The sequence below is a fragment of the Chryseobacterium capnotolerans genome, assembly GCF_021278965.1.
In the GTDB taxonomy this organism is placed as follows: Bacteria; Bacteroidota; Bacteroidia; order Flavobacteriales; family Weeksellaceae; genus Chryseobacterium; species Chryseobacterium capnotolerans.
The window spans coordinates 485,755-508,922 of record NZ_CP065589.1 but is presented as its reverse complement, the minus strand read 5'-3'; the positions used below and the strand labels follow the sequence as shown (position 1 = coordinate 508,922).

At 36.2% G+C, this 23,168-nt stretch carries 18 protein-coding genes and 2 pseudogenes; 8 read left to right on the top strand and 12 right to left on the bottom strand.

The annotated features are described in order from the left end of the window. Window positions 1-200: 200 nt before the first annotated feature. The 3 genes from H5J24_RS02330 to H5J24_RS02320 are packed head-to-tail and all read right to left on the bottom strand — an operon-like array spanning window position 201 to window position 5,357. Window positions 201-2,654, bottom strand: a complete 2,454-nt coding sequence (locus H5J24_RS02330) for a TonB-dependent receptor (RefSeq protein WP_068944575.1) — start codon at window positions 2,652-2,654, stop codon at window positions 201-203. A 22-nt stretch (window positions 2,655-2,676) separates the two neighbouring features. Further along, entirely contained in the window at window positions 2,677-4,158 is a 1,482-nt protein-coding gene (locus tag H5J24_RS02325) for a trehalase family glycosidase (protein WP_068944576.1), read from the bottom strand. Between the two features lie 2 nt (window positions 4,159-4,160). Beyond that, entirely contained in the window at window positions 4,161-5,357 is a 1,197-nt protein-coding gene (locus H5J24_RS02320) for an MFS transporter (RefSeq protein WP_232816004.1), read from the bottom strand. A gap of 157 nt (window positions 5,358-5,514) precedes the next feature. Here H5J24_RS02320 and H5J24_RS02315 point away from each other — a divergent pair, with 157 nt between their 5' ends. After that, window positions 5,515-6,378 carry an AraC family transcriptional regulator gene (locus tag H5J24_RS02315; RefSeq protein ID WP_068944578.1) on the top strand — a complete coding sequence of 288 codons (864 nt, stop codon included), beginning with the start codon at window positions 5,515-5,517 and terminating at the stop codon, window positions 6,376-6,378. A 662-nt stretch (window positions 6,379-7,040) separates the two neighbouring features. Here H5J24_RS02315 and H5J24_RS02310 read toward each other — a convergent pair. Further along, entirely contained in the window at window positions 7,041-7,595 is a 555-nt protein-coding gene (locus H5J24_RS02310) for a thioredoxin family protein (RefSeq protein ID WP_068944579.1), read from the bottom strand. Between the two features lie 291 nt (window positions 7,596-7,886). Here H5J24_RS02310 and H5J24_RS02305 point away from each other — a divergent pair, with 291 nt between their 5' ends. The 4 genes from H5J24_RS02305 (at window position 7,887) to H5J24_RS02290 (ending at window position 14,852) form a co-directional block, all read left to right on the top strand. Further along, window positions 7,887-8,483: a TetR/AcrR family transcriptional regulator gene (locus tag H5J24_RS02305; protein ID WP_068944580.1), complete on the top strand. Its 597-nt coding sequence runs from the start codon at window positions 7,887-7,889 to the stop codon at window positions 8,481-8,483. 368 nt (window positions 8,484-8,851) lie between these two features. After that, the gene (locus H5J24_RS02300) at window positions 8,852-10,012 is read left to right on the top strand and encodes an efflux RND transporter periplasmic adaptor subunit (RefSeq protein WP_068944581.1); all 1,161 of its coding nucleotides are present in this window, start codon (window positions 8,852-8,854) and stop codon (window positions 10,010-10,012) included. A gap of 39 nt (window positions 10,013-10,051) precedes the next feature. Beyond that, window positions 10,052-13,237 carry an efflux RND transporter permease subunit gene (locus H5J24_RS02295; protein WP_068944582.1) on the top strand — a complete coding sequence of 1,062 codons (3,186 nt, stop codon included), beginning with the start codon at window positions 10,052-10,054 and terminating at the stop codon, window positions 13,235-13,237. Window positions 13,238-13,439: 202 nt separating this feature from the next. Further along, window positions 13,440-14,852 carry an efflux transporter outer membrane subunit gene (locus tag H5J24_RS02290; RefSeq protein WP_068944583.1) on the top strand — a complete coding sequence of 471 codons (1,413 nt, stop codon included), beginning with the start codon at window positions 13,440-13,442 and terminating at the stop codon, window positions 14,850-14,852. A 70-nt stretch (window positions 14,853-14,922) separates the two neighbouring features. On the opposite strand, the gene H5J24_RS02285 is transcribed toward H5J24_RS02290, so the two are convergent. Both H5J24_RS02285 and miaA read right to left on the bottom strand, forming a co-directional pair. After that, entirely contained in the window at window positions 14,923-15,555 is a 633-nt protein-coding gene (locus H5J24_RS02285) for a SixA phosphatase family protein (protein ID WP_068944584.1), read from the bottom strand. 127 nt (window positions 15,556-15,682) lie between these two features. Next, complete coding sequence (gene miaA / locus H5J24_RS02280) at window positions 15,683-16,594, bottom strand: tRNA (adenosine(37)-N6)-dimethylallyltransferase MiaA (protein ID WP_068944585.1); 912 nt, start codon at window positions 16,592-16,594, stop codon at window positions 15,683-15,685. 95 nt (window positions 16,595-16,689) lie between these two features. Between miaA and H5J24_RS02275 the strand changes: the two are divergent. The 3 genes and pseudogenes from H5J24_RS02275 (at window position 16,690) to nadA (ending at window position 19,324) form a co-directional block, all read left to right on the top strand. After that, window positions 16,690-17,546 (top strand): annotated as a pseudogene (locus H5J24_RS02275) (YicC/YloC family endoribonuclease). A gap of 88 nt (window positions 17,547-17,634) precedes the next feature. Then, window positions 17,635-18,198, top strand: a complete 564-nt coding sequence (gene gmk, locus H5J24_RS02270; RefSeq protein ID WP_068944587.1) for a guanylate kinase — start codon at window positions 17,635-17,637, stop codon at window positions 18,196-18,198. 107 nt (window positions 18,199-18,305) lie between these two features. Then, window positions 18,306-19,324, top strand: a pseudogene (gene nadA / locus H5J24_RS02265) (quinolinate synthase NadA). A 57-nt stretch (window positions 19,325-19,381) separates the two neighbouring features. On the opposite strand, the gene H5J24_RS02260 reads toward nadA, so the two are convergent. The 6 genes from H5J24_RS02260 to ilvB form a co-directional block, all read right to left on the bottom strand. Further along, window positions 19,382-19,585 (bottom strand): bacteriocin-like protein, encoded by a 204-nt coding sequence (locus tag H5J24_RS02260; protein WP_068944589.1) that lies wholly within the window; start codon window positions 19,583-19,585, stop codon window positions 19,382-19,384. A 38-nt stretch (window positions 19,586-19,623) separates the two neighbouring features. After that, window positions 19,624-19,833, bottom strand: a complete 210-nt coding sequence (locus H5J24_RS02255; RefSeq protein ID WP_068944590.1) for a hypothetical protein — start codon at window positions 19,831-19,833, stop codon at window positions 19,624-19,626. Window positions 19,834-20,118: 285 nt separating this feature from the next. After that, on the bottom strand, window positions 20,119-20,289 hold the full coding sequence (locus H5J24_RS02250; RefSeq protein ID WP_167387030.1) for a bacteriocin-like protein: 171 nt from the start codon (window positions 20,287-20,289) through the stop codon (window positions 20,119-20,121). A 72-nt stretch (window positions 20,290-20,361) separates the two neighbouring features. Further along, window positions 20,362-20,556 carry a bacteriocin-like protein gene (locus H5J24_RS02245; protein ID WP_068944592.1) on the bottom strand — a complete coding sequence of 65 codons (195 nt, stop codon included), beginning with the start codon at window positions 20,554-20,556 and terminating at the stop codon, window positions 20,362-20,364. A gap of 180 nt (window positions 20,557-20,736) precedes the next feature. Continuing rightward, entirely contained in the window at window positions 20,737-21,018 is a 282-nt protein-coding gene (locus H5J24_RS02240) for an ACT domain-containing protein (RefSeq protein ID WP_068944593.1), read from the bottom strand. Between the two features lie 8 nt (window positions 21,019-21,026). Next, entirely contained in the window at window positions 21,027-22,751 is a 1,725-nt protein-coding gene (gene ilvB / locus H5J24_RS02235; RefSeq protein WP_068944594.1) for a biosynthetic-type acetolactate synthase large subunit, read from the bottom strand. Window positions 22,752-23,168: the final 417 nt, after the last annotated feature.

Genomic DNA, 23,168 nt, shown 5'->3' with positions numbered 1-23,168 from the left:
GTTTTAGTGGGTTAACATTCTATATGTCTTTGACGTTCTGAAAGGATCTAAACAGAGTTATAATTTAATCTCATGCAGATTACGCAGATGATTACGTTAAAATCTCTTCACAAAAAATATGTGTGATATCTTATCTACGATAACAATAAAAAACCGTCAGGACTAGGTCCTGGCGGTTTCGCGTTATAAAGAAATAGAGTTTAGAAATCTAAAGTGATAGAAGCTCTTGCAGCGGCCCCCATAATAGGTCTTGCCATTCTGATATTTCCGGCGGGAGTTTGAGATCTTGGATCTCCTTCTGTAATTCCGATGGTATTGAAGATATTGGTTCCATCAACCGCAAAACGGATTTTTCCCAGCTGATAAGACATTCCTGCTCCAAACTCTGTGAAAGAAGGTAAAATATTATCATCTGTATTTCCTTCATTCTGGAAGCGTTTTCCGTAATAATTCATACTTACATAAGCTCTCCATTCTTTGGTGATATTCACCGCAGGAGAAATATTGAAATAGAACTTAGGAATTCTTCTTACTACATTTCCACTATAATCGAAGGTTGTACCATCAGCATTTCTCCCTGTAAAATCTTTGTATTTCGGATTCTGAATGGTTCCGTTGAAAGTAACTTCAAATATATTATTGAATAATCTCGCATATCCTTCAATTTCTACCCCAAAATTAGTGGTATTGGCAAATTTATTTTCTGAAGTTCCATCTGAATAAACATCCGTAAACGAAAGATTTTTAAGCGCCGAATAGAAAGGAATCACTGCAATATCGAAAGTACGGGAGTAATACTTATATCCCACTTCCAATTGATTGGTCAATACAGGCTTTACAGCATCCAGCTTTCCTATATTATTATAGTAAGCTTCTTCATTCGGAGATCTGAAACCGTGAGAGAAACGGGCATATACCGCATTTTCACGATTGATCTTATAATTGGAAGCCAATGTATAAGAAACCTTGTTGATATCATAATACCAGTACGTAAACTGATTGCCTAAAACATTCATGTTATCATCTGCTGTTGTAGTATCAAAACCATGAGTTCCATCAACTGTTAAACCGGAATTATTAAGATTCGCTGTAGTGGTATTTACTTTATACCCTCTGTAATAATCACGACTGTAACGGATTCCTCCGTTAAAACTTAATGCATCTGTTACATTATAGTCAACATTTAAATAAAGATCATTAAGACTTCCCTGAATCTGTGAATCCCTAAGCAAAGTTGACATATCCGTCACTCCGTTATAAGTTTTAGAATATCCAACACTGCTTGGACTAAGAGATGGATTTACAAGGTTCAACAGCTCAGGTCTGTCTGTAGCAGTAGTCAGGATATTACTCCAGTTCCAGTATTGATGGGATTTCCAGTTTGATTTATAAAATCCGGCCGTTACATTTCCTTTGTCAAATTTATAGTTGAACTGTAAATCATTCACAAAATTATTCATCTGCTTATCAATTGCCCAGAAACCTAATTTTTGAACATACTCAGGATTAACCACTGCTCCATTGCTTACCAATGAATACTGATAGTTAGTCATAGCCAACCCGCCTTGATCTATTGGTTTTGTAGCAAAATCAGCTGCATTTTTGGGTGCTCCGGCAGGAAAAATCCCTGTATAGTTCATATTGATATTGGTATATCTTGTTTTATTGATAACACTGAAATTTCCTCCCAGGTCATATTTAAACTCAGCACCCAATACATCTACTTTCGGATGAATTCCATCTTCCAGATTTCTGCTGAAGAAGCCACCACCGGCTTGTGGAATATTTAACTGGCTGATTGCTCTATAACTGTAAGTACCATAATTTGGATCAAAACCATTGAATCCTTTCAATTTATCACCATCTTGCATTAGCGGAATAGGAAGGAAGAATGTATTTCTGTCATCCAGTTTTTTATAGTATACTTTCATGTAACCTTTATCAAAGACATACTTCAGGTTCATTCTTATTTGTCCACCATTATTAGCTTTGAATCCTGTTTTTCTGATCCCGTCATCTGATCTGTAGAAACCTCCAATATTGAAGAATAGCTTATCTTTTACCAAAGCTCCTCCTACGTTAAGATCTGTACGGATCAATCCATAAGTACTGGTTTCCAGCTTAGCGATACCTTTAAAATCATTGGTTCCTTCTTTCGTAATAAAGTTGATTAATCCTCCCGGAGAGTTATTGGCATAAATAGATCCTGAACCTCCTCTTAAGGCTTCTAACCTGCTTACTGAATTATCAACACGGAAAAAATTATCAGCATTAGCGAACTGAAGTGCCCCATCTTCAAAAACAGGAAGACCATCTTCCTGAACCTGTACAAACTCATAAGCTCCTGCAGAAGGAATACCTCTTGCAAAAAGGTTATTTCCCACTTCACCTCCTGACGTTTCTACAGCAAATCCCGGAACTCTCTGTAGCAGCGCTGCTGCACTTATAGGGTTCTGTTTTTGAATTTCCTTGGCATTAAATGTTGAAATAGCGGTACTGGATTCTATTTTTTTCTTGGGGTTAGAGTTCCCTGTAATCACAACCTGATCGATAGAGGAAACCTTCACAGAATCCTGCGGAGTTTCCTGTGCATATGCTTTATTGAAATACAATACAGCAGTTGCGGCGATTAAAAAGATTGATTTTTTTTTCATAGCCTTATTTTTATTGTTAGTTTCAGTTTTGTTGTAGTTTTAAATACACTCCGTTCGTCCAACCGAATCCATCCTGATTGGGATATTCCCCACCTCCTGCTATTGTTTCCGTATCTAATGCATTATATTTTTCCATCAATTTCCCGGTGTTCTTATACACTCTTTCTACATTCGAACACCAGTTATTTTTTATTTGCTCTGCTGTTTCATTAAACCCATAATCTTTCATCGCCTTAAAGCCTAGCCACTGATAAGGAGCCCAGGCATTGGGCAAGTCCCACTGCTGGCCTGTTTTTTTAGTTGTAGTCACCAATCCCCCCGGATATAAAAACTTTTCAGAAATGGTTTCAGCCAATGCTTTTGCCTGCTTCTGATCTGCAATTCCCAGAAATAAAGGGTAAAGAGCAGCAATATGTTCAGACGGTGTTTTTGTGTTTTTTTTAATATGATAGTCTCTGTAAATCTTCGTGCTTTCATCCCAGAAGTATTTATTGATCATATGTCTTCGCTTTGCTGCTCTTTCAGTAAAATAATTTTCTTTGTTTTTCAGATGCTGAAACCTTGATGATTTTGCCAATGTCATTTCCAGGTGCCATAAAAGACAATTTAAATCTACCTGAGCAAGATTCAACGTTTCTATAGTCTGAATATGTTCGCCATCTGCCAGCCATCTGCTGGAAAAATCCCAGCCCGACTCACAGGCACTTCTTATATTTCTGTAAAATTCTTCACCTGAAGCCTTCTGCTCATCTTCAATATCAATCAGATAGCTTTCAGGACGAGGCTCGTTTTCAGCATCATAATATCTGTTCAGGATATCACCATCCTGAGTTTTCACTACTCTTTTGATTCCTCTCCCACTCTCTACCTCCTCTTCCCCACTCATCCAGAAAGCGTACTCCTTCTCTAAAGTATCATGATATCTTGAATAAACAGTTTCGTCATTCGTGGTCCCAACCAAAAGGTCCAGCATCAATGAAAAATAAGGAGGCTGTGAACGGCTTAAAAAATGAGTTCTGCTTGCATTAGGAACAAAGCCAACATTTTGAATCAGGTAAGAACAGTTTTCCACAATATTATCCATCATTTCCACTCTGCCTGAAACCTGCAGTCCAAGCATAATAAAATAGCTATCCCAATAAAAAAACTCGTTAAAACGTCCCCCTGGAACGATATACGGTTTCGGTAATTTTAAAAGCGTTCCTTTTTCTTCATAAGCTGTCCGGGTCAATTCATCCCAAAGCTTTTCTATATGCTGTCCGATTGGAAGATGATCTTCTCTTCGGATAGAAACTTTAGCCCCCAGAAAATCAAAATTGTTCATCACAAAGCTTTTCAGGTCAAAATCTTCCGAATCTTTCTCCTGTTTATATTTTGTATTGATCTCTGCAATTGGAAATAAAGGAACGGCATCGGTCATCATTTTCTGATCTTCAAAAATTTCCGACTTCTGTACGGCATCAAAAAGCACCTGTATTTCTTTGATATAAAGCTGATTACTCATGGTTATTTTTTAGGGTTGATTTTTAATTTATTCATAAAAATTGCTGAGATGATCAACAATGAAAGCGGAATCAGGGATAAATAAAATGCCTGTTGCCCACTGAATTCCTGAAATACAAAACCTGTAATGATAGAACCTATTGTTCCTCCAATAGCTGAAAAAACAACGATCAATCCAGACATTGCGCTGTGTAAGTATTTAGGAATGGAAGCCAGAATCACTGAATTGATACTCGGATAAATTGGAGCCAGTAACCCTCCCATTAATGGAAATAAATACACTACAAGCGGTGCATTCAGCCAATTTGTTCCGGCATCAATATGAATATTATGAGTTAAGGGAAGCACTAAAATTAAACTTACGGCAAAACCAATCACACAAAATGATACTACATAGATCCAGCTGATTTTTCTGGAAAAGAAACCGGATAAAAATCTTCCCAGTGCAAAAGCCCCTGCCAAAACAGCTCCCGCCTGGATACTCATAGAGGTTGGAACTTTTAAAATTTCTTTATAAAATGTGGGAGTCCATGTCTGAAAACTCTGCTCTACCAATACAAAAAGGAATGCACAGAGTAAAAAGAACAATACTTTTTTATAGCTGAATAAACTTACGCTGTTCTTTAGATCATCTAATAAATCGGTTTTCTCACTTCTCGCCTCTTTTTCATTAAGTTTTGAAAAGAATAAAAATAAAAATGAAAGGGATGAAAGTATTCCTAACACCCAATACACATTCAGCCAATGGGTAGATTTCGGATTATGATCATCAATATATAAACTGAATAAAACATTTCCAGCCAATACGCCAATCATAAAAAATCCTTCCAGAAATCCCATAAAACTTGAATGCTCTTTATCTGTTTCTGTTACCAAACCTATGGAAGTAAAAACAGAAATTTTAATCAGTGCAAAAGAAACTCCTACAATGGCAAATAATACTTTGAAGACCCAAAAATCATTCGTAAACGGCATCACAAAACACATTCCGCTTACCAGAAATAAGGCAGTCAACATGGAGTTCTTAATTCCGATTTTTGGAAGAAAAGAAGCAAGAATGAATGAACAGATGGCAATCGGAAGATCTTTAAAGCCTTCCAATACGCTCGCAGAAGATTTTGAAATACCAAAGTTCTGCTGTACCTGCAAAATCACTGTTCCCACAGAATTCAGAAGAATTGCGAAAACAAAATAGTTCAAAAAATAAAACCGCCTTGATGTTGAAGTTTTTCATTCAGGTTATTTCTTTCCGGCTAAGATAGAAGCATTTCTGTTCACAATAATTTAACACAATAAATCAATATTTGAACAATATTAATATAATTAGTATTTTTAGTGATTAAATATGATTAATTGAATGAAAGTTACGTTTGAAAGAGTAATTCCCAATGAAAAAAGCTCGTTCCGCACGATTCATAATAACTCCCCTATTTCAGAATTCAAATGGGAATATCATTATCATCCCGAAATTGAGCTGGTCTGTGTTATTTCCGGGAGTGGAACCCGTCACGTTGGCTATCATAAAAGCAATTATACTCACGGAGATCTGGTACTTATTGGTTCCAATATTCCCCATTCAGGATTTGGATTAAATTCTATTGACCCTCATGAAGAAATTGTACTTCAGTTCAAGGAAGAAATTCTTCAGTTCCCTCAACAGGAAATAGAGGCCCGGTCCATCAAAAACTTACTGGAGCTTTCAAAATATGGCATCCATTTTCATCATAAGGTAAAGAAAGCGATGCTTCCAAAACTCAGACTTATGCTTGAGTCCGAAGGCTATAAAAGATATTTACTTTTGCTGGAAATCCTTTTTGAACTATCAAAGTGTAAAGATTATGACCTTTTGAATAAAGAAATCATGCCTTATACCATTATTTCAAAGAACAAAACCCGTCTTGAAAACATTTTCACCTATGTAGAGCATCATTACGACAAGGAAATTAGTATTGAAGAGGTTGCAAAGTTGGCTAATCTTACCTTACCTGCCTTTTGTAATTTCTTTAAAAAAGCTACCCAGATCACTTTTACAGAATTTGTCAACCGATATAGAATCAATAAGGCTTGTCTTCTGATGGCTCAGGATAAATCTATTTCAGAATGCAGCTATCATTGTGGTTTCAATAATGTAACGTATTTCAACAGGATGTTTAAAAAATATACAGGGAAAACACCTTCGGAATTTATTAAGGATTATGCTCATAATAAAGTGAATGTCTAGTAAATCTCTCGCAGATCAAGCAAATTTCGCAGATATGCCGGATAAGAAAATCAGAGATTTTCTAAACTTATGTGTGCTTCTTATACAGTATACTTTTAACTTAAAAAATTACTTAAATGTTTAAAATCTTTTGTCACTTTTGTGGTTACAATAGCCTCTGCAGATTGTAAAATGTTATTTTCCCACAGATTACACAGATTTACACAGATGTTTTTTTTAATATTTCTCATCTGGTTTTCCAAATTGGTATCCTTGTCAAGGTTTATAACCTTGACAAGGATATTTTAAAAGTCAGCCACTACATAAAATTCAGCTGATGTTTAACTTAAGATTTCTAATTCACATTCCGACATTGTGGATAACTTTTTCACAAAATAAATTATACTTGTTTTTGAAAAAGCCCTTAACAAAAGGCTTTATAATCTATTGATTTTATATTAGATACATAAATATATTTTCTATAATCTCATATTGTGGATAACTTTTTTTCGACAGATTCATACTGATGTTTACATATAAATACCTTAATAAAAAATCTGCGTAATCACCTAAATCAGCGAGAAAAATCCTCTATAGAGACTTGAAAATTTATAGAAACAAAAAAAGCTGCTCAAAAAAAAGAACAGCCATATATTATCATAAATAAGAATTAGTAACCGGGACTATTTCCATTTAATATTACATCCCATACTAGGTCTCTGGATTTCTTCCTGTGGTTCTCCAGCTAGAAGATTTTCAAAAGCAATAATCAGATCTTCTCCGGTAACATCCTTATTATTTCCAGGTCTTGAATCATCCATCTGACCTCTGTATACAAGGTCCAATTTATCATCAAAGAAATAGAAATCAGGAGTACATGCAGCTTCGTAAGCTTTTGCAATAGCCTGACTCTCATCAAACAGATAAGGGAAGTCAAAATTTCTTTCAATCTGGAACTCAATCATTTTTTCAGGAGAATCATCCGGATATTTTTCAATATCGTTAGCGTTGATCGCGATGAATTCAATTCCTTTTTCATTATAGTCTTCATACAGTTCATTGATCTTATCAATGACATGAAGAACAAATGGACAGTGGTTACACATGAAGATAACCAATGTTCCTTTTTCTCCTTTCAGTTCTTCTAAAGACTGAAGTTCATTCGTTTTTGACGGGTTTGGAAGCTCAAAAAACGGAGCTTTTGTACCTAATGCCAACATATTGGAGGGAGTATTCATATCCTTTTTCTTTAGTTTCACAAAGATAGAAATTTCTTTGGTTATATGGTAAGGAAGAAAGGTGCTGGAAGATGGAAGTTATTCTTCCTAATATATTTATCGAGTGAAACTATATACTTTATTAATTTTTACAATAATTTCAAAACTATTTGCTTAAACAACTTCCAGCACCCATTCTTCCAACTTCCAGCATGTCTTGAATTCTTCCTTTTTTCATGAAAATTAAAATAACGTTTGGAAGATATCTTCAAAAGTTTGTAGTTTTGCTAACACCGTTAGAAAAGAATATCAATGGGCCTACATGAACGTCGTCAAAGAGAAAAAGAATCCATCCGTGCAAGTATCTTGCAGGCGGCATTCACTTTGGCTAAATCTGAAGGCTGGGCATCACTTTCCATGCGCAAAATAGCAGACGCTATTGAATACAGTGCACCGGTGGTGTATGATTATTTCGAAAATAAGGATGCTATTCTATTTGAAATTTCATTAGATGGCTTCCATAAATTACATATAGAATTATTAAAGGCTCAACAACAATATGATACTCCTGAAGAGCAGCTTGTTGCCGTTGTAGATGCGTATTGGAGCTTTGCGTTTAATAACAAGGAATATTACCAACTGATGTTTGGTTTGGGAATGCAATGTTGTGGAAAGGGACAGATGAAGAAAGAATTTTCCTCATTTCAGGAGCTGATTTACGAGTGTACATACAACATTATTGAGAAAAACGGATCCAATACGGATAATGCATGTCATATGTCTCACGCTTTATTTTCAGCGGTTCATGGAATGATTTCTATTATGATGATGCGTACAGGAGATATTCCATCTACAATGAATAAATCGACTCTGGATGAAACTGTTTCATCTTTTATTAAGTCTTTATAATATTTTTTTGAACTAAAATTAACACTGTTAGGAAACTTAACACTGAATTAATACAACAAATTCAGCGAAACCTGATAAAAAACAAAAACATCTATGCAAAACTCTACACTATTCAGTTCTTAAAGGTAGTTATTTTTTCTTTTAAATTAACACCGTTAGAAAAATTAACACATATTACACCTCACATCTTCATATACTTAAATACATTAAAACAATTTTCAATTATGGGAACAATCAACCTAATCGGACATTAAAAATTCTGTAAATTTTTTTGAACAAACTATTAACACTGTTAGGAAAAAAAACAGCATTTATTAAAAAGAAACATTACTTCAATCTAACACTTCATTAAAAAAATTAAATTAACAATGAACATACCTGGAAAAACAAGGTTTATTGTACTTATTTCAAGTATAATTCTTTTACAGAGCTGCACAAAGGCTGCGGAAGGATCCAATACTGCACCTCCAGCTCCTGAACTTCCGGTTTATACCGTTATATCCTCTCCTGCTACCACTTATCAGGAATTCCCAACTGCTTTGGAAGGGAAAAATAATGTGGAAATAAGATCTCAGGTTGATGGATATCTTGACAGAATTTATGTAGAGGAAGGCGCTTATGTAAGAGCGGGACAGCCTTTATTTAAAATAGATTCTAGAAGCTATGGTGAGCAAATGAATATGGCTCAGGCCAATCTTCAGGTGGCTAATGCCAATATACAGAAGGCTAAAGTAGAAGTTGACAGACTTCAGCCTTTAGTGGCAGCAAAAGTAGTTTCTGATGTACAGCTTAAAACGGCAAAAGCCAACTATGAGGCGGCTGTAGCAGCATCTGCACAAGCCAGAGCATCTGTGGGAAGCGCCAAAATCAATGTAGGATTTACCACCATTACAGCACCGGTAAGTGGATATATTGGAAGAATTCCTTTCAAAAAAGGAAGTTTAATCTCCAGAACAGATCCTAATCCATTGACTTTATTATCAGACATCAGTGAAATTTATGCTTATTTCTCTTTAAGCGAGCTTGATTTTATTGCATTTCAGAATAAATATCCGGGGGCGACTTTAGATGAAAAGCTAAAAAATATGCCAATGGTAGATTTGATTATTGCTGACAACAGTACTTACCCAGGAAAAGGAAGATTAAGTATTGTAGACGGACAGTTTGACAAAACAACAGGAGCCATCAGTGTACGTGCAGTTTTCCCTAATGCGAACGGATCGTTGAGAACCGGAAATACAGGTAGAGTACGTATGCCACAACTGATTTCAAATGCAGTGGTAATTCCACAAGAATCTACTTTCGAAATTCAGGATAAGACCTATGTCTATGTAGTCGGGAAAGATCAAAAGGTAACAGGAAAGCCTATTAAAATCTCAGGAAAGACGGATAGTTATTACTTTATTTCTGAAGGACTTGCGCCGGGAGAAAAGATTGTCTACACTGGAATCGGAAGCCTGAAAGACGGAGTATCCATAAAACCTAAGGCTATTTCTTCAGACAGTTTATTGAGAGCAAAACCTTTGTAAATATTCTGAAAACAGAAGACTTAAAAAAATAAACTTCTTATGTTAAAACAATTTATAGAAAGACCGGTACTTTCAACGGTCATCTCCATAATACTCTTATTATTGGGAGCCTTGTCTCTCTTTAATTTGCCTATCGCCCTCTTCCCTGATATTGCACCACCAAGTGTTCAGGTAACGGCTTTTTATCCGGGAGCAAATGCTGAAGTTGTAGCACGTTCTGTAGCAACCCCTATTGAGGAAGCTGTAAACGGAGTTGAAAACATGACCTACATGACTTCCAACTCCAGTAATGACGGAACTATGACCCTAAGCGTTTTCTTTAAGCAGGGATCTGATCCTGATAATGCTGCAGTAAACGTTCAGAACAGGGTATCAAAAGCCATGAGCCAGCTTCCTCAGGAAGTAGTACAAGCCGGAATTTCTACTCAGAAAGTTCAGAACAGTATGATCATGTTTATGGGATTATCCAGTGATGATCCAAAACAATACGATGAACTATTTTTACAAAACTATCTTAAAATAAACGTAATTCCACAGATTCAACGTATCCCTGGAGTTGCCCAGGCTCAGGTTTTCGGAACAAGAGACTATTCCATGAGAATCTGGCTAAAACCGGATCGATTAGCTGCTAACAATCTTTCTCCACAGGAAGTTTTGAATGCCATCAAAGATCATAACCTTGAAGCAGCACCAGGACGTCTAGGACAGGGAAGTAAGGAAACTTATGAATATATCCTTAAATATAAAGGAAAGCTAAACAAGGGCGAAGATTACGAAAGCATTGCCATTAAAGCGAATAGTGATGGTTCATTCTTAAGATTAAAAGATGTAGCAAGAGTAGAATTTGGTTCTTATACCTATACAGCAACAAACAGAGTAGACGGAAAACCAGTTGCTGGATTTGCCATTCTTCAAACAGCAGGGTCTAATGCTAATGAAATCCTTACTGAGATTGAAAAACAGGTAGATCAGTTCAGCACTACTCTACCTAAGGGAGTGAAACCCATTATCATGTATAATTCCAAGGATTTCCTTGATGCATCTATCCATCAGGTAGTGGAAACATTAGTGATTGCATTCATCCTGGTATTTATTGTAGTCTTTATTTTCCTTCAGGATTTCAGATCTACTTTAATTCCAGCGATTGCAGTGCCTGTAGCCATCATTGGTACCTTCTTCTTCCTTCAGTTATTTGGGTTCAGTATCAATATGCTTACTTTATTTGCTTTGGTACTCGCCATTGGTATTGTAGTAGATGATGCTATTGTGGTAGTAGAAGCAGTCCATTCAAAAATGGAACAGACAGGAATGCCTGTAGAGCATGCAACGATGAACTCTATGAGTGAGATCTCCGGTGCCATTATTTCTATTACATTGGTAATGTGTGCGGTATTTATTCCTGTTGGATTTATGCAGGGACCTGCCGGTGTTTTCTACAGACAATTTGCCTTTACATTGGCTATTGCCATTATGATCTCTGCGGTTAATGCTTTGACATTAAGTCCTGCATTATGTGCAATGTTCCTGAATGATCCTCAGGGAGAGCATGGTGAACATGGTCATAAAAAAGGTTTTGGAGCAAGATTTTTCAATGCCTTTAACGCGAGTTTCAACAGCATGACCAAAAAATATATTTACAGCCTGAAGTTTTTAATCAAAAACAAATGGGTAGCTATCGGAGGTCTGGTTGTGATTACAGCAGCAAGTATTTTCATGATTAAAAAAGCGCCTTCAGGATTTATTCCAACGGAAGATCAGGGATTTGTACTGTATGCGGTAAATACACCTCCGGGAAGTTCATTAGAAAGAACACACAGAGCCACTGAGCAGATTGATAAAATAATTAATGGAGAAAAAGCAACCAATCACCTTTGGGTGGCCGATGGAATGAACTTCATCAGTAACGCCAACGCTTCTCCATATTCTGCAGGTTTCATCAAACTTAAAGATTATGACAAACGTGGAGAAATGAAAGATCCGGATCAGATTGCTGCTGCACTGACGGGTAAAGTAAGTCAAGTAAAAGATGCTAACGCTTTCTTCTTTAATTTCCCTACCATTCAGGGATTTGGTAACGTGTCTGGATTTGAATTTATGCTGCAGGATAAAACCAACAGTTCTTTTGAACAATTAGGAACAACCACTCAACAATTCATTGGCGAATTGATGAAAAGGCCGGAAATTGCATTTGCCTTTACAACCTATGCAGCCGGAAATCCACAGTACACCATTGATGTAGATACAGATAAAGCCAATCAGCTGGGTGTTTCGGTAACAGAACTAATGCAGACCATGCAGATTTACTATGGAAGTAGCTTCGTTTCAGATTTCAACCGATTCGGAAAATACTACAGGGTAATGGCTCAGGCAGATATTCCTTATCGTACGGATATTAATTCTTTGGAAGGAATCTACGTGAAAAACAAATCAGGAGAAATGGTTCCTGCGAAAACATTGGTCACTTTAAAAAGAACCTTTGGACCTGAAACGGTAACAAGAAATAACCTATTCAATGCGGTAACCATCAATGGTACTCCAAAACCAGGATACAGTACCGGAGATGCTATTAAAGCTGTAGAAGAAGTTGCACAGAAATCGCTTCCGAGAGGCTATGGATATGAATGGACAGGAATTACCCGTGAAGAGATTAAGACAGGAGGGCAAACCACTTTCATTTTCTTATTAAGTATCTTATTTGTGTACTTCTTGCTGGCTGCTCAATACGAAAGTTATATTCTTCCGTTCGCCATTATCTTAACTATTCCAACAGGAATATTCGGGGTATTTGCCTTCACAGGGTTGGCAGGAATTGATAACAATATCTATGTACAGGTTGGATTAATCATGTTAGTCGGATTATTGGCAAAAAATGCCATCCTGATTGTAGAATTTGCTGTCCAGAGAAGAAAAGCAGGAAGATCTCTTATTGAATCTGCCCTTCAGGCTTCAAGATTGCGTTTGAGACCAATCCTTATGACTTCTTTTGCCTTCATCGTAGGGATGCTTCCATTGGTTTGGACTCAGGGAGCTTCAGCAAAAGGAAATCACTCCATTGGATACAGTACTGTAGGTGGAATGCTTACAGGAGTAGTATTTGGAATTTTTATTATTCCTGTGATGTATGTAGTTTTCCAATATCTGCATGAAAAAATGCCAAGCAGAAAAAAGAAAAGACTGCTGAAAAAACAAATGGAAGAAGAACTTTTAGCTTCCACTATTAATTAAGTGATATAAAAAATGGAATTTACAAAACCACAAAAGTCACAAAAGATCTAAGTTAAAGGCTACGGACATAAGAAGTACACATAAAAATTTTTGAAAATCTCTGATTTTCTTATCCATAAACATCTGTGTAGATCTGTGCAATCTGTGGGAAAATAAAACCCTCAAAGTTTTATACTTCATTAAAGTTGATCAAACAAAAACTATGAAAAGACTAAAAAATATTATATTAACATTCGCCATAGCTTTAGGATCTGTTTCGTGTGTGTCAAAACTGGCATATACGGAGCCGGACCTTCCGCTGCCGGAAAAATTCCAGTACACAGCTACTGCTGATACGGCCAGTATCGCCAACCTGGAATGGAAACAATTTTTCAGCGATCCTATTTTACAAGGATTAATTGAAAAAGGAATTAAAAACAACTATGATCTTCAAATTGCATTAAAGCAAGTAGCTTCTTCACAGGAGAAACTAAAACAGGCAAAATATATGCAATATCCGGATGTTGGATTTGGGGTATCTGCGCAAATTTCAAAACCATCTAAAAACAGCATGAACGGACAGAGTCTAAATTTGTTTTTAGGATCAAGTCATGTTGAAGATTACAATGCAGCTTTCAATTTATCATGGGAAGCTGATATCTGGGGAAAGATCAAAAATCAACAGGAAGTTTCCAGAATGCAGTATTTGCAGACATATGAAGGTTCGAAAGCGATTCAGACTCAGGTTGTAGCAGCTATTGCACAAGGATATTACAATCTGTTGATGCTGGATAAACAATTAACCATTGCAAAGTCTAATCTGGAATTAACCAGCAATACTTTATTAATCACACAAAAGATGTGGGAAAGTGGTGATACAACTTCATTGGGGGTTCAACAAGCCACTGCCCAAAAGCAGGCAACAGAGCTTCTGATCTCACAATTGGAACAGAATATTGCTATTCAGGAAAATGCTTTAAGCATTCTGGTAGGAGAAACTCCCAATAAAGTAAACAGAACTCTTGAGATGTCTGACACTTCTTTACCACAGAACATTACAGCAGGTCTTCCGGCAGCTATGGTAAGCCGCAGACCGGATGTGCGTCAACAAGAACTGGTTTTACTGGAATCTAATGCTATGGTAGGAATTGCCCAGGCCAATATGTATCCAGCTTTAAAAATTACAGCCAACGGAGGAGTCAATTCATTCAAATTTGATAACTGGTTTCAGATTCCGGCCTCATTATTTGGATCTGTACTAGGAGGACTTACCCAGCCGATTTTCCAGAAAAGACAATTGAAAACAGATTTTGAGGTGGCTAAAATTCAGAGAGAGAAAAATGTATTGGCATTCAGACAATCTGTGTTGAACGCAGTAGGTGAAATTTCTGATGCGTTGGTTTCCAATGAAAACCTAAAAGTTCAGGAGCAAAAAGCAGCAGAGCAATCCAATACATTAAAAGATGGGATTAAAAGTGCACAACTTCTTTACAGAGGAGGCTCAACGAATTATCTAGAAGTGATTACCGCACAGGGAAATTCACTTCAGGCCGAGTTGAACCTTGCTTCCATTAAAAGACAGAGATTAAGCAGCATTGTAGATTTGTACAGAGCGCTGGGCGGCGGTTGGAAGTAGTAAATTAAATTATATTGTTTGAGATGCGGTTCTTTACAGGACCGCATTTTTATTTGGCTATGATCTTTTATCAAGGTGTGATCTGCCCATATTTTTTTTGAACGGCAAACTCAGATCCCGCCATAGCAGAGTTTTTTGTAATAAATATATTATCAAACTGTGTCTCGCTAATCGTAACATTCAATGTATTATTACTCAATACCTTTACCATATCGGAAATGGTATTAGAATGACCAACAATAACTACCACTTTTCCCTGATTTTGAGCAAGAATGGTATTAATAAATAATTGAGTAGCAGCAATCGTAGCAGCAGGTATATATTCTTTAACCGTAATTCCTTTGCTCTCCGCCAGTGGGCCGGCTGTTTGCCTTGTACGGTTGTATGGGGTTGTATAAATATTATCTATATGAACGTTTACCAATAAACGTTTTAATTCTTCTGCCCTCAGCTTACCGGCACTGGCAAGGTTAGGATCAGTTCCAAAATTTTCTTTTTCCGCATGCCTCAACAGAATGCAAACCGTTTCTGTGCTGCTGATTTCTGACGGAAGAGGAATCCCCAATGGATTTTCAGTACGGTGGACTGTATTCTCAACGCGGTTTTTAGTGACTGCAAGTTGGCTTTCCTGGCTGAAAACTTTTTCACAACTTGTGAAAAAGACAATAACAGATGTCAAACCTGAAATAATTAGTTTACTCATAATTTTTTATATTGTGTTTAAAAATTTCTTAAATAATGAAATTTAATATAAAAAACTCATATAAACTAACTACAAAAAAAATAACTAATATTTGAATGATGTATTAAATATTTCTGTACGATCAACATTATTTATTTTGAACAGAAATAAATTCAATTAAATTATTGAAATCATTTTGGGTATAGCCTAATAATAAATAGTAAATGTCATCTGCCTTTCTGTACCATGTCAATTGACGCTTGGCATATCTACGGCTGTTCTTTTTAATTTCTGATACGGCAAATTCCAGGTCCCATTCTCCATCAAAATATTTGAATAATTCAGCATAGCCAACTGTATTCAAAGCAGTCAATCCTTTGAATTTCTCCAACCCTTTCACCTCATCCAAAAGCCCTTTTTCCATCATAATATCAACCCTGCGGTTGATCCTGTCATACAATTCCTCTCTTGGCGCTTCAATTCCTATCCTGATCACATTAAAATCTCTGGAATCCTGAGAAACAGCAATCTGTTCAGAATATTTTTTATTAGTTTGCCAGATGACATCAATGGCACGCAAAAGTCTTCGGTGGTTATGAATATCCACCACTTCAAAATATTCGGGATCTAAATTTTTTAAAATTTCCTGAAGCTTTTCAATTCCCTCCTGCTCCATAATAGTCTGAAGCTTTTCCTGATTTTCAATATCAGCCTCAGGTAAATCATTCAAGCCTTCAATCACAGCTTTTTCATACATCATACTTCCACCGACTAAAATTACAGTGTCATGGTTTTGAAAGAGTTCATTGAGCTTCTTTAGAGCATCTTCTTCATATTGGCCGATAGAATAGTATTTCTCTACAGAAAGATTTCCGATAAAATGGTGAACAGCCTCAGCCAATTCTTCATCAGAAGGGGCTGCAGTTCCAATTTTCATCTCTTTAAAAAACTGCCGGGAATCACAGGACACAATCTCAGTATTGAAATGTTTTGCCAGATCAATAGCCAGTTTTGTTTTCCCAATTCCGGTGGGTCCTACTACAGAAATCAGATTTTTCATCAGTTCACATTCATTATTTTATCAGTAAAATAGAATCTTTTACAGATTTTACTGTGCTAATTTAAATGTTTATCTTTGTAGAACAATAAAAAACTATGATTTTATCAATGACTGGCTTCGGTAGAGCCGAAGATGTTTTTGAAGGAAAAAAATAACAATAGATATTAAATCACTGAACAGCAAGAGCTTTGATTTAAATATTAAAATTCCTTTACGTTACAAAGAAAAAGAATTTGAAATCAGAAAAATTCTTAACGATAGAATTATCCGTGGAAAGGTTGACTGCTACGTCAATATTGAAAACCTTGAAGAATCTAATGATGTAAAAATCAATAAAGGTTTAATTGATTCTTATATCAATGAACTTAAAAATATTGCATCTGACGGTCCTGATTTCGAATATCTGAAAATGGCAGTAAGACTTCCGGATGCCATCACCTCAAGACCTGATGAACTTACAGAAGGCGAATGGGAAGCATTGGCAAAAATTGTGAATGCTGCTGTAGACCGATTTGAAGAATTCAGAAAGACTGAAGGCAGCAATTTACATGAAGAACTCAACAGAAATATTCAAAACATTGATAAATATCTGAGTGAGGTGATTCCTTTTGAAGAAGAAAGAATCGTAAGTGTAAAAGAACGTTACCAAAAGACTTTGAAAGAATTCGAAAATGTGGATGAAACCCGTTTCTACCAGGAAATGGCTTATTTCACAGAAAAACTGGATATTTCAGAAGAAAAGGTAAGATTAACCCAACACCTGAAATATTATAAAGAGGTAATGGACAACGAATCTTTCAATGGTAAAAAACTGGGCTTTATTTCTCAGGAAATCGGAAGAGAGATCAATACATTAGGTTCTAAAGCCAATCATGCCGAAATTCAGAAGCTTGTTGTGAAGATGAAGGATGATTTGGAAAAAATTAAAGAGCAAACGTTAAACGTGTTGTAGTGAAGAGGTGCGAGAAGCGAGGCCACAATTATTATTAATATGATAAGCGGTCTCAAAACTCGAATCACGGAGCTCGAAACTCAAAAATATGGATAAAGTAATTATATTTTCAGCACCATCTGGAAGTGGAAAAACTACATTGGTAAAACATTCTCTGGAAACTTTCCCTGAATTAGAATTTTCAATCTCTTGCACCACAAGACAGCCAAGAGGAAGTGAAATGCATGCTGTGGACTATCATTTTTTAACCCCTGATGAATTCAGGCAGAAAATTTCGGAAGATGCTTTTGTAGAATATGAAGAAGTGTACACTGATAAATATTACGGTACTTTAAAATCTGAAGTGGAAAAGATCTGGAATCAAGGAAAAGTTGTTATTTTTGATGTAGATGTAAAAGGAGGAATCTCCCTGAAAAAATACTTCGGAGAAAAAGCATTGTCTATTTTTATAGAACCACCTTCCATTGAAGAATTGGAACGAAGATTGATTTCAAGAAACACAGATGATGCTGAAACTATTAAAACCCGTGTAGCAAAGGCTGAAGAAGAATTATCCTATGCCAGCGAGTTTGACAAGATCGTGATCAATTCCGATCTTGATGAAGCTAAAAGAGAAATAGAAAGTTTAATAAAAAGTTTTATCAATAATTAATGGCTGGAAGATGGAGGTCAGAAGATGACAGTACTACACTTTCATCAAAATCTAACTTCTAATTTCTACCCTCTAACTTCTGATAATAAAAAAACATTGAGGTTGATATGAGTACCGAAACATTAGAAAAAGCTAAATCTGCGATTCCTGTAAAGGGATTTTTGGATATAAAAGATATAGCGATTCCTCAGGGAGAAGAATTGGTAAAAGCCATTCTGAAACTTAAAGAAGAAAAAAATGCTGTAATCCTTGCCCACTATTACCAGCCTGGAGAAATTCAGGATATTGCTGATTTTCTTGGAGATTCTTTGCAATTGGCAAGACAGGCAAAAGAAACGAACGCTGATATGATTGTATTCTGCGGAGTACATTTCATGGCCGAGGCTGCTAAAATTCTGAACCCAACTAAAAAGTAGTTCTTCCTGATACTATGGCCGGATGCTCTCTTGCAGACGGATGTTCAGGAGAAGGTTTGAGAAAGATGCGTGAACAACATCCTGATGCTTTAATCGCAACATACATTAACTGTAATGCTGAAACAAAAGCAGAAAGTGATATCATCGTAACAAGTTCAAATGCTGAAACCGTTATTGAAGCACTTCCAAAAGACAGGCCTATCATTTTCGCACCAGACAAAAACCTGGGAAGATACTTATCTAAAAAGACAGGTCGTGATATGATCCTTTGGGATGGAAGCTGTATCGTACATGAAGCATTTTCTATGGAAAGAATTGCAAAACAGCTTGCAGACAATCCGGATGCAAAAATGATTGCACATCCAGAAAGTGAAGAAGCTGTTTTAAAATTAGCACACTTCATTGGTTCTACTTCTGCTCTACTGAACTTTGTAGAAAAAGATGATTGCCAGAAGTTCATTATTGCAACAGAAGAAGGTATTCTTCACGAAATGAGAAAACGTGCACCACACAAAGAATTGATTCCTGCATTGGTTTTTGATGAAAGCTGTAACTGTTCAGAATGTTTCTACATGAAACGTAACACGATGGAAAAATTGTATTTATGTATGAAATACGAGCTTCCTGAAATTCTTATCGACGAAGAATTAAGATTAAAAGCATTGAAGCCAATTGAGGCGATGCTTGATCTTTCTAAAAGTATAAAGTAAACAAAAGAGGCTGTCTCAAAAGGACAGTCTCTTTTTTATTTTACTCTTTAGAGGTTCTTAAGACACTCCACCATCCATACATTCCATACTTACAATTACACACGCTTTGCAATAAGTAGGAAGAGCCTGATAAGCACTGCACGGAGCATCATTAGGTCCAGTTCCGTAAGTTGTATGCTGTGGACATCTGCTACAGTTTGATCCTATGGCACCATTTACTCCTCCAAGTTCTTTTCTGTTTAATTTCTTTAAATTTTTCATAGTTGTTTTAATTTTTTGATGGTATTAAAAAGTATTTTTTAGTTCCCGAAGTAATCAGAATAATCTGGTCCATAGCAATCTGCACTTACATCCACACAGTTTCTGCAAGTAGGAGATAATCCCCAAAAGGCCATGCAGCTATTAGTATATTCGGGACCATCTCCATAGTTTCCTGAAGTGGGACAGAAGCCACATCCTCCACCTTTGCCGTTAATATCCTTCAGTTTTGTTCTTGATAGTTTTCTCATGTTTAGATTTGTTATTAATTAATGTTTTTACTTACTATTATAATTCTTTCTGTTAACTATTTCCAAAACAGGATCTACTGACTCTAACACAATTTTTGTCTCTGCAGTAATCCGGTAATGCAAAATAATTTTCACAGGTCCCAGTATATTCTACTCCTGGCCCATATGTAATATGAGCTGGACATCCGTTACAAATAGAAGCATTCTCACCTTTAATATTTTTAAGATGGTGCCGGGATAACTTTTTCATACTGTAAAGATTTTGAATGATTTTAATTGATTCAATTACAGCATTGGAGGATAGCATTTTCCGCCAGGCTTCAGCCAGCATCCCCATCTACCTCCTCCCATAAAACAAACAAGTTGTTCACTACCGCATGCTTCAATTTGAATTTGCGTAGCACCACCATTGATACTTTTCTTTTGGTCTCTTGATAATTTTTTAATTGTTTTCATACTATTTTAATTTTAAGATGATCAATCAAAAAAAGCATCGTAAAAACAATGCTCTTATATTATTGAAACAGATTAATAACGGTCAAAACAGTCCATACTTACCAATACTCTTTTTTTACAGCACTCAGGCAGCCCATAAAAGTCCCCACATGATCTTGGTTCATTTGGCCCATAAGGCCCAACAGGACAATTTTCATAACAATCCCCAATTCCGCCTCCATTGATTGATTTTAAATGTTCTCTTTTGATTTTTTTTGAATTTTTCATTGGATTTTCATATAGTTAATTAGATAAATGTAAGATTTTTAATTAATTACACCAAATATTTCTCTTAAAAAGGATTTAATAATTTATTATGTTAAAAGTTTGCTATTTCAAAATAACTTGCACATTTTTTCCGTTACAATGAACTTTTCAAGAAATATATCTGATATTTTTACCTTGAAATCAGCTGGCATGTTCTACCGCTGACAAGTAAGGATTCTTGTGGTAATGAACTTCCAGTACATCCACCTGTTTCTCCATTTGCCTGGTAATTTTCTGAACCGATTCTTCAGTCTCCCTGATTATGATGACAAATTTTTTCACTTTTTCTATTTCACTAGGACCCACATGAAAAGTCACCATAGAAATCCTTCTTCTTGAAAAAATGGCATTCATCCGGCCTATTAATCCTAAATAATCTTCAGTATAAGCCGTAATGGTATATTCTTTATGTTCTGTTCTCATTTTTCTTTTTAAAAATTATTATTCAATACAATTTCTGAAACACTTTTCCCTTGTGGGATCATTGGAAATACATTGTGTACCTTTCCGGTCATTACCTCAAGAAGGAAAGCGCCTTTATGATCGAGCATTTCGTAGAGGGCTGTTTTCAGTTTTTCTCTTTGGGAAACCCTGGTCCCAGCAATACCATATCCTTTTGCTACCTGTACAAAATCAGGACTCTGAATATCTACTGACGAATATCTTTCTTCATGAAATAATTCCTGCCATTGCCTTACCATTCCCAGGTAACAATTATTAAGAATTAAAATTTTAACATTAGAATGGTATTGCATAATAGTGCCCAATTCCTGTATATTCATCTGCGCTCCTCCATCTCCCATAACAGCAATGACAGGCCGGTTCTTTTCCACATAAGAGGCTCCTATAGCAGCCGGAAGACAAAATCCCATTGTTCCCAATCCTCCGCTGGTGATATTGGTTCGTGAGTATTTAAACCGGTAATACCTACAGGTTATCATCTGATGCTGCCCAACATCCGTTACAATGATAGCCTCGCCCGCTGTTATTTCGTTAAGGCTACGAATAACTTCACCCATGGTAATTTCTCCCTCTTCAGGATATAATTCATGATGGATCAGATTCATATTTTCAATTTTATAGCAGCTATTAAATCTTTCATACCATTGTGGATACTCTTTCTTCTGAATCAATGTTGTAAGAAGCGGCAAGGTTTGTTTACAATTACCCAGAACCGGAACATCTGCTTTCACATTCTTATTGATTTCGGCCTGATCAATATCCATATGAATGATTTTGGCTTGCTTTGCATATTGATCCAATTTTCCGGTTACCCGGTCATCAAAACGCATTCCTATAGCAATCAGGACGTCACATTCATTGGTAAGAATATTAGGTCCATAATTTCCATGCATGCCTACCATTCCTACAGCCTGAGGATGATCCCTAGGAATGGCACCTATCCCTAGAACGGTCCAGGCGACGGGGATTCCAGATTTTTCTGCAAACTGTAAAAATTCATGTTCCGCTTTTCCCAGCAAAACACCCTGACCTACAATAATAAAAGGTTTCTCCGCGTTGTTGATAAGTATTGCTGCCTTTTCTATGTTTTCTATATGGGGAACAGGTTCAGGTTTGTAGCTTCTTAAATTATGGCAAGGAGAGTACCCTTTATAAATGGCATGTTGCAATTGTGCATTTTTGGTCACATCTATCAAAACCGGTCCCGGGCGTCCTGATCTTGCAATATAAAATGCTTTGGCCAAAACTTCGGGAAGCTCATTAGCATCTGCAACCTGATAATTCCATTTGGTGACAGAGCTTGTGATATTCATTACATCAATTTCCTGGAAGGCATCGGTTCCCAATAGATGTTCAAAAACCTGCCCCGTAATACACACCAGCGGAGTATTATCCAATAAAGCATCTGCCAACCCTGTCACAAGATTGGTTGCTCCTGGTCCACTGGTTGCCAGTACGACTCCTACTTCGCCTGAGGCTCTGGCCATACCCTGTGCGGCATGTACAGCTGCCTGCTCATGACGCACAAGAACGTGCTCGAGCTTTCCTTGATAATCATAAAGAGCATCATAAATAGGGATAATTGCTCCTCCCGGATAACCAAAAACTGTTTTCACGCCTTCCTGAAGAAACGCGTCCAGTATCATTCGGCTTCCACTAATTTCTGTTTCTGTGGATAGATTTAAATTCTTCATAGTGTTTTATACTAAGATGATCCGTTATATAATTTTTGATAACAGATAATATTAACATACAAATAAATATAGCTATATTACAGCCGTAACGGCCATGTTTGCCAACCATTAATCCTTGGATCTATTTCATAGAATGAACCAATAATAGTAAAGAATTAATAACTGCTCTTTCTTCCTGAAAGGAGAATACCTTATCTGAAAGAATTTGGGATCTTTACAAGAATATATACGATCTAAATCAGTATAAGCAGAAGAATATATTATTCAATGTCTATAATATATTCTAAAAAGAATTTGAGAGATGAGGGAATTTATCATAATTTGTTTATTTGGTGTTGTAAAGCTATAAAAAACAATTTAATTCACCAAAATATGATGTTATTTTTATAAAAACCAAAAACCTAATCAATAAACAAT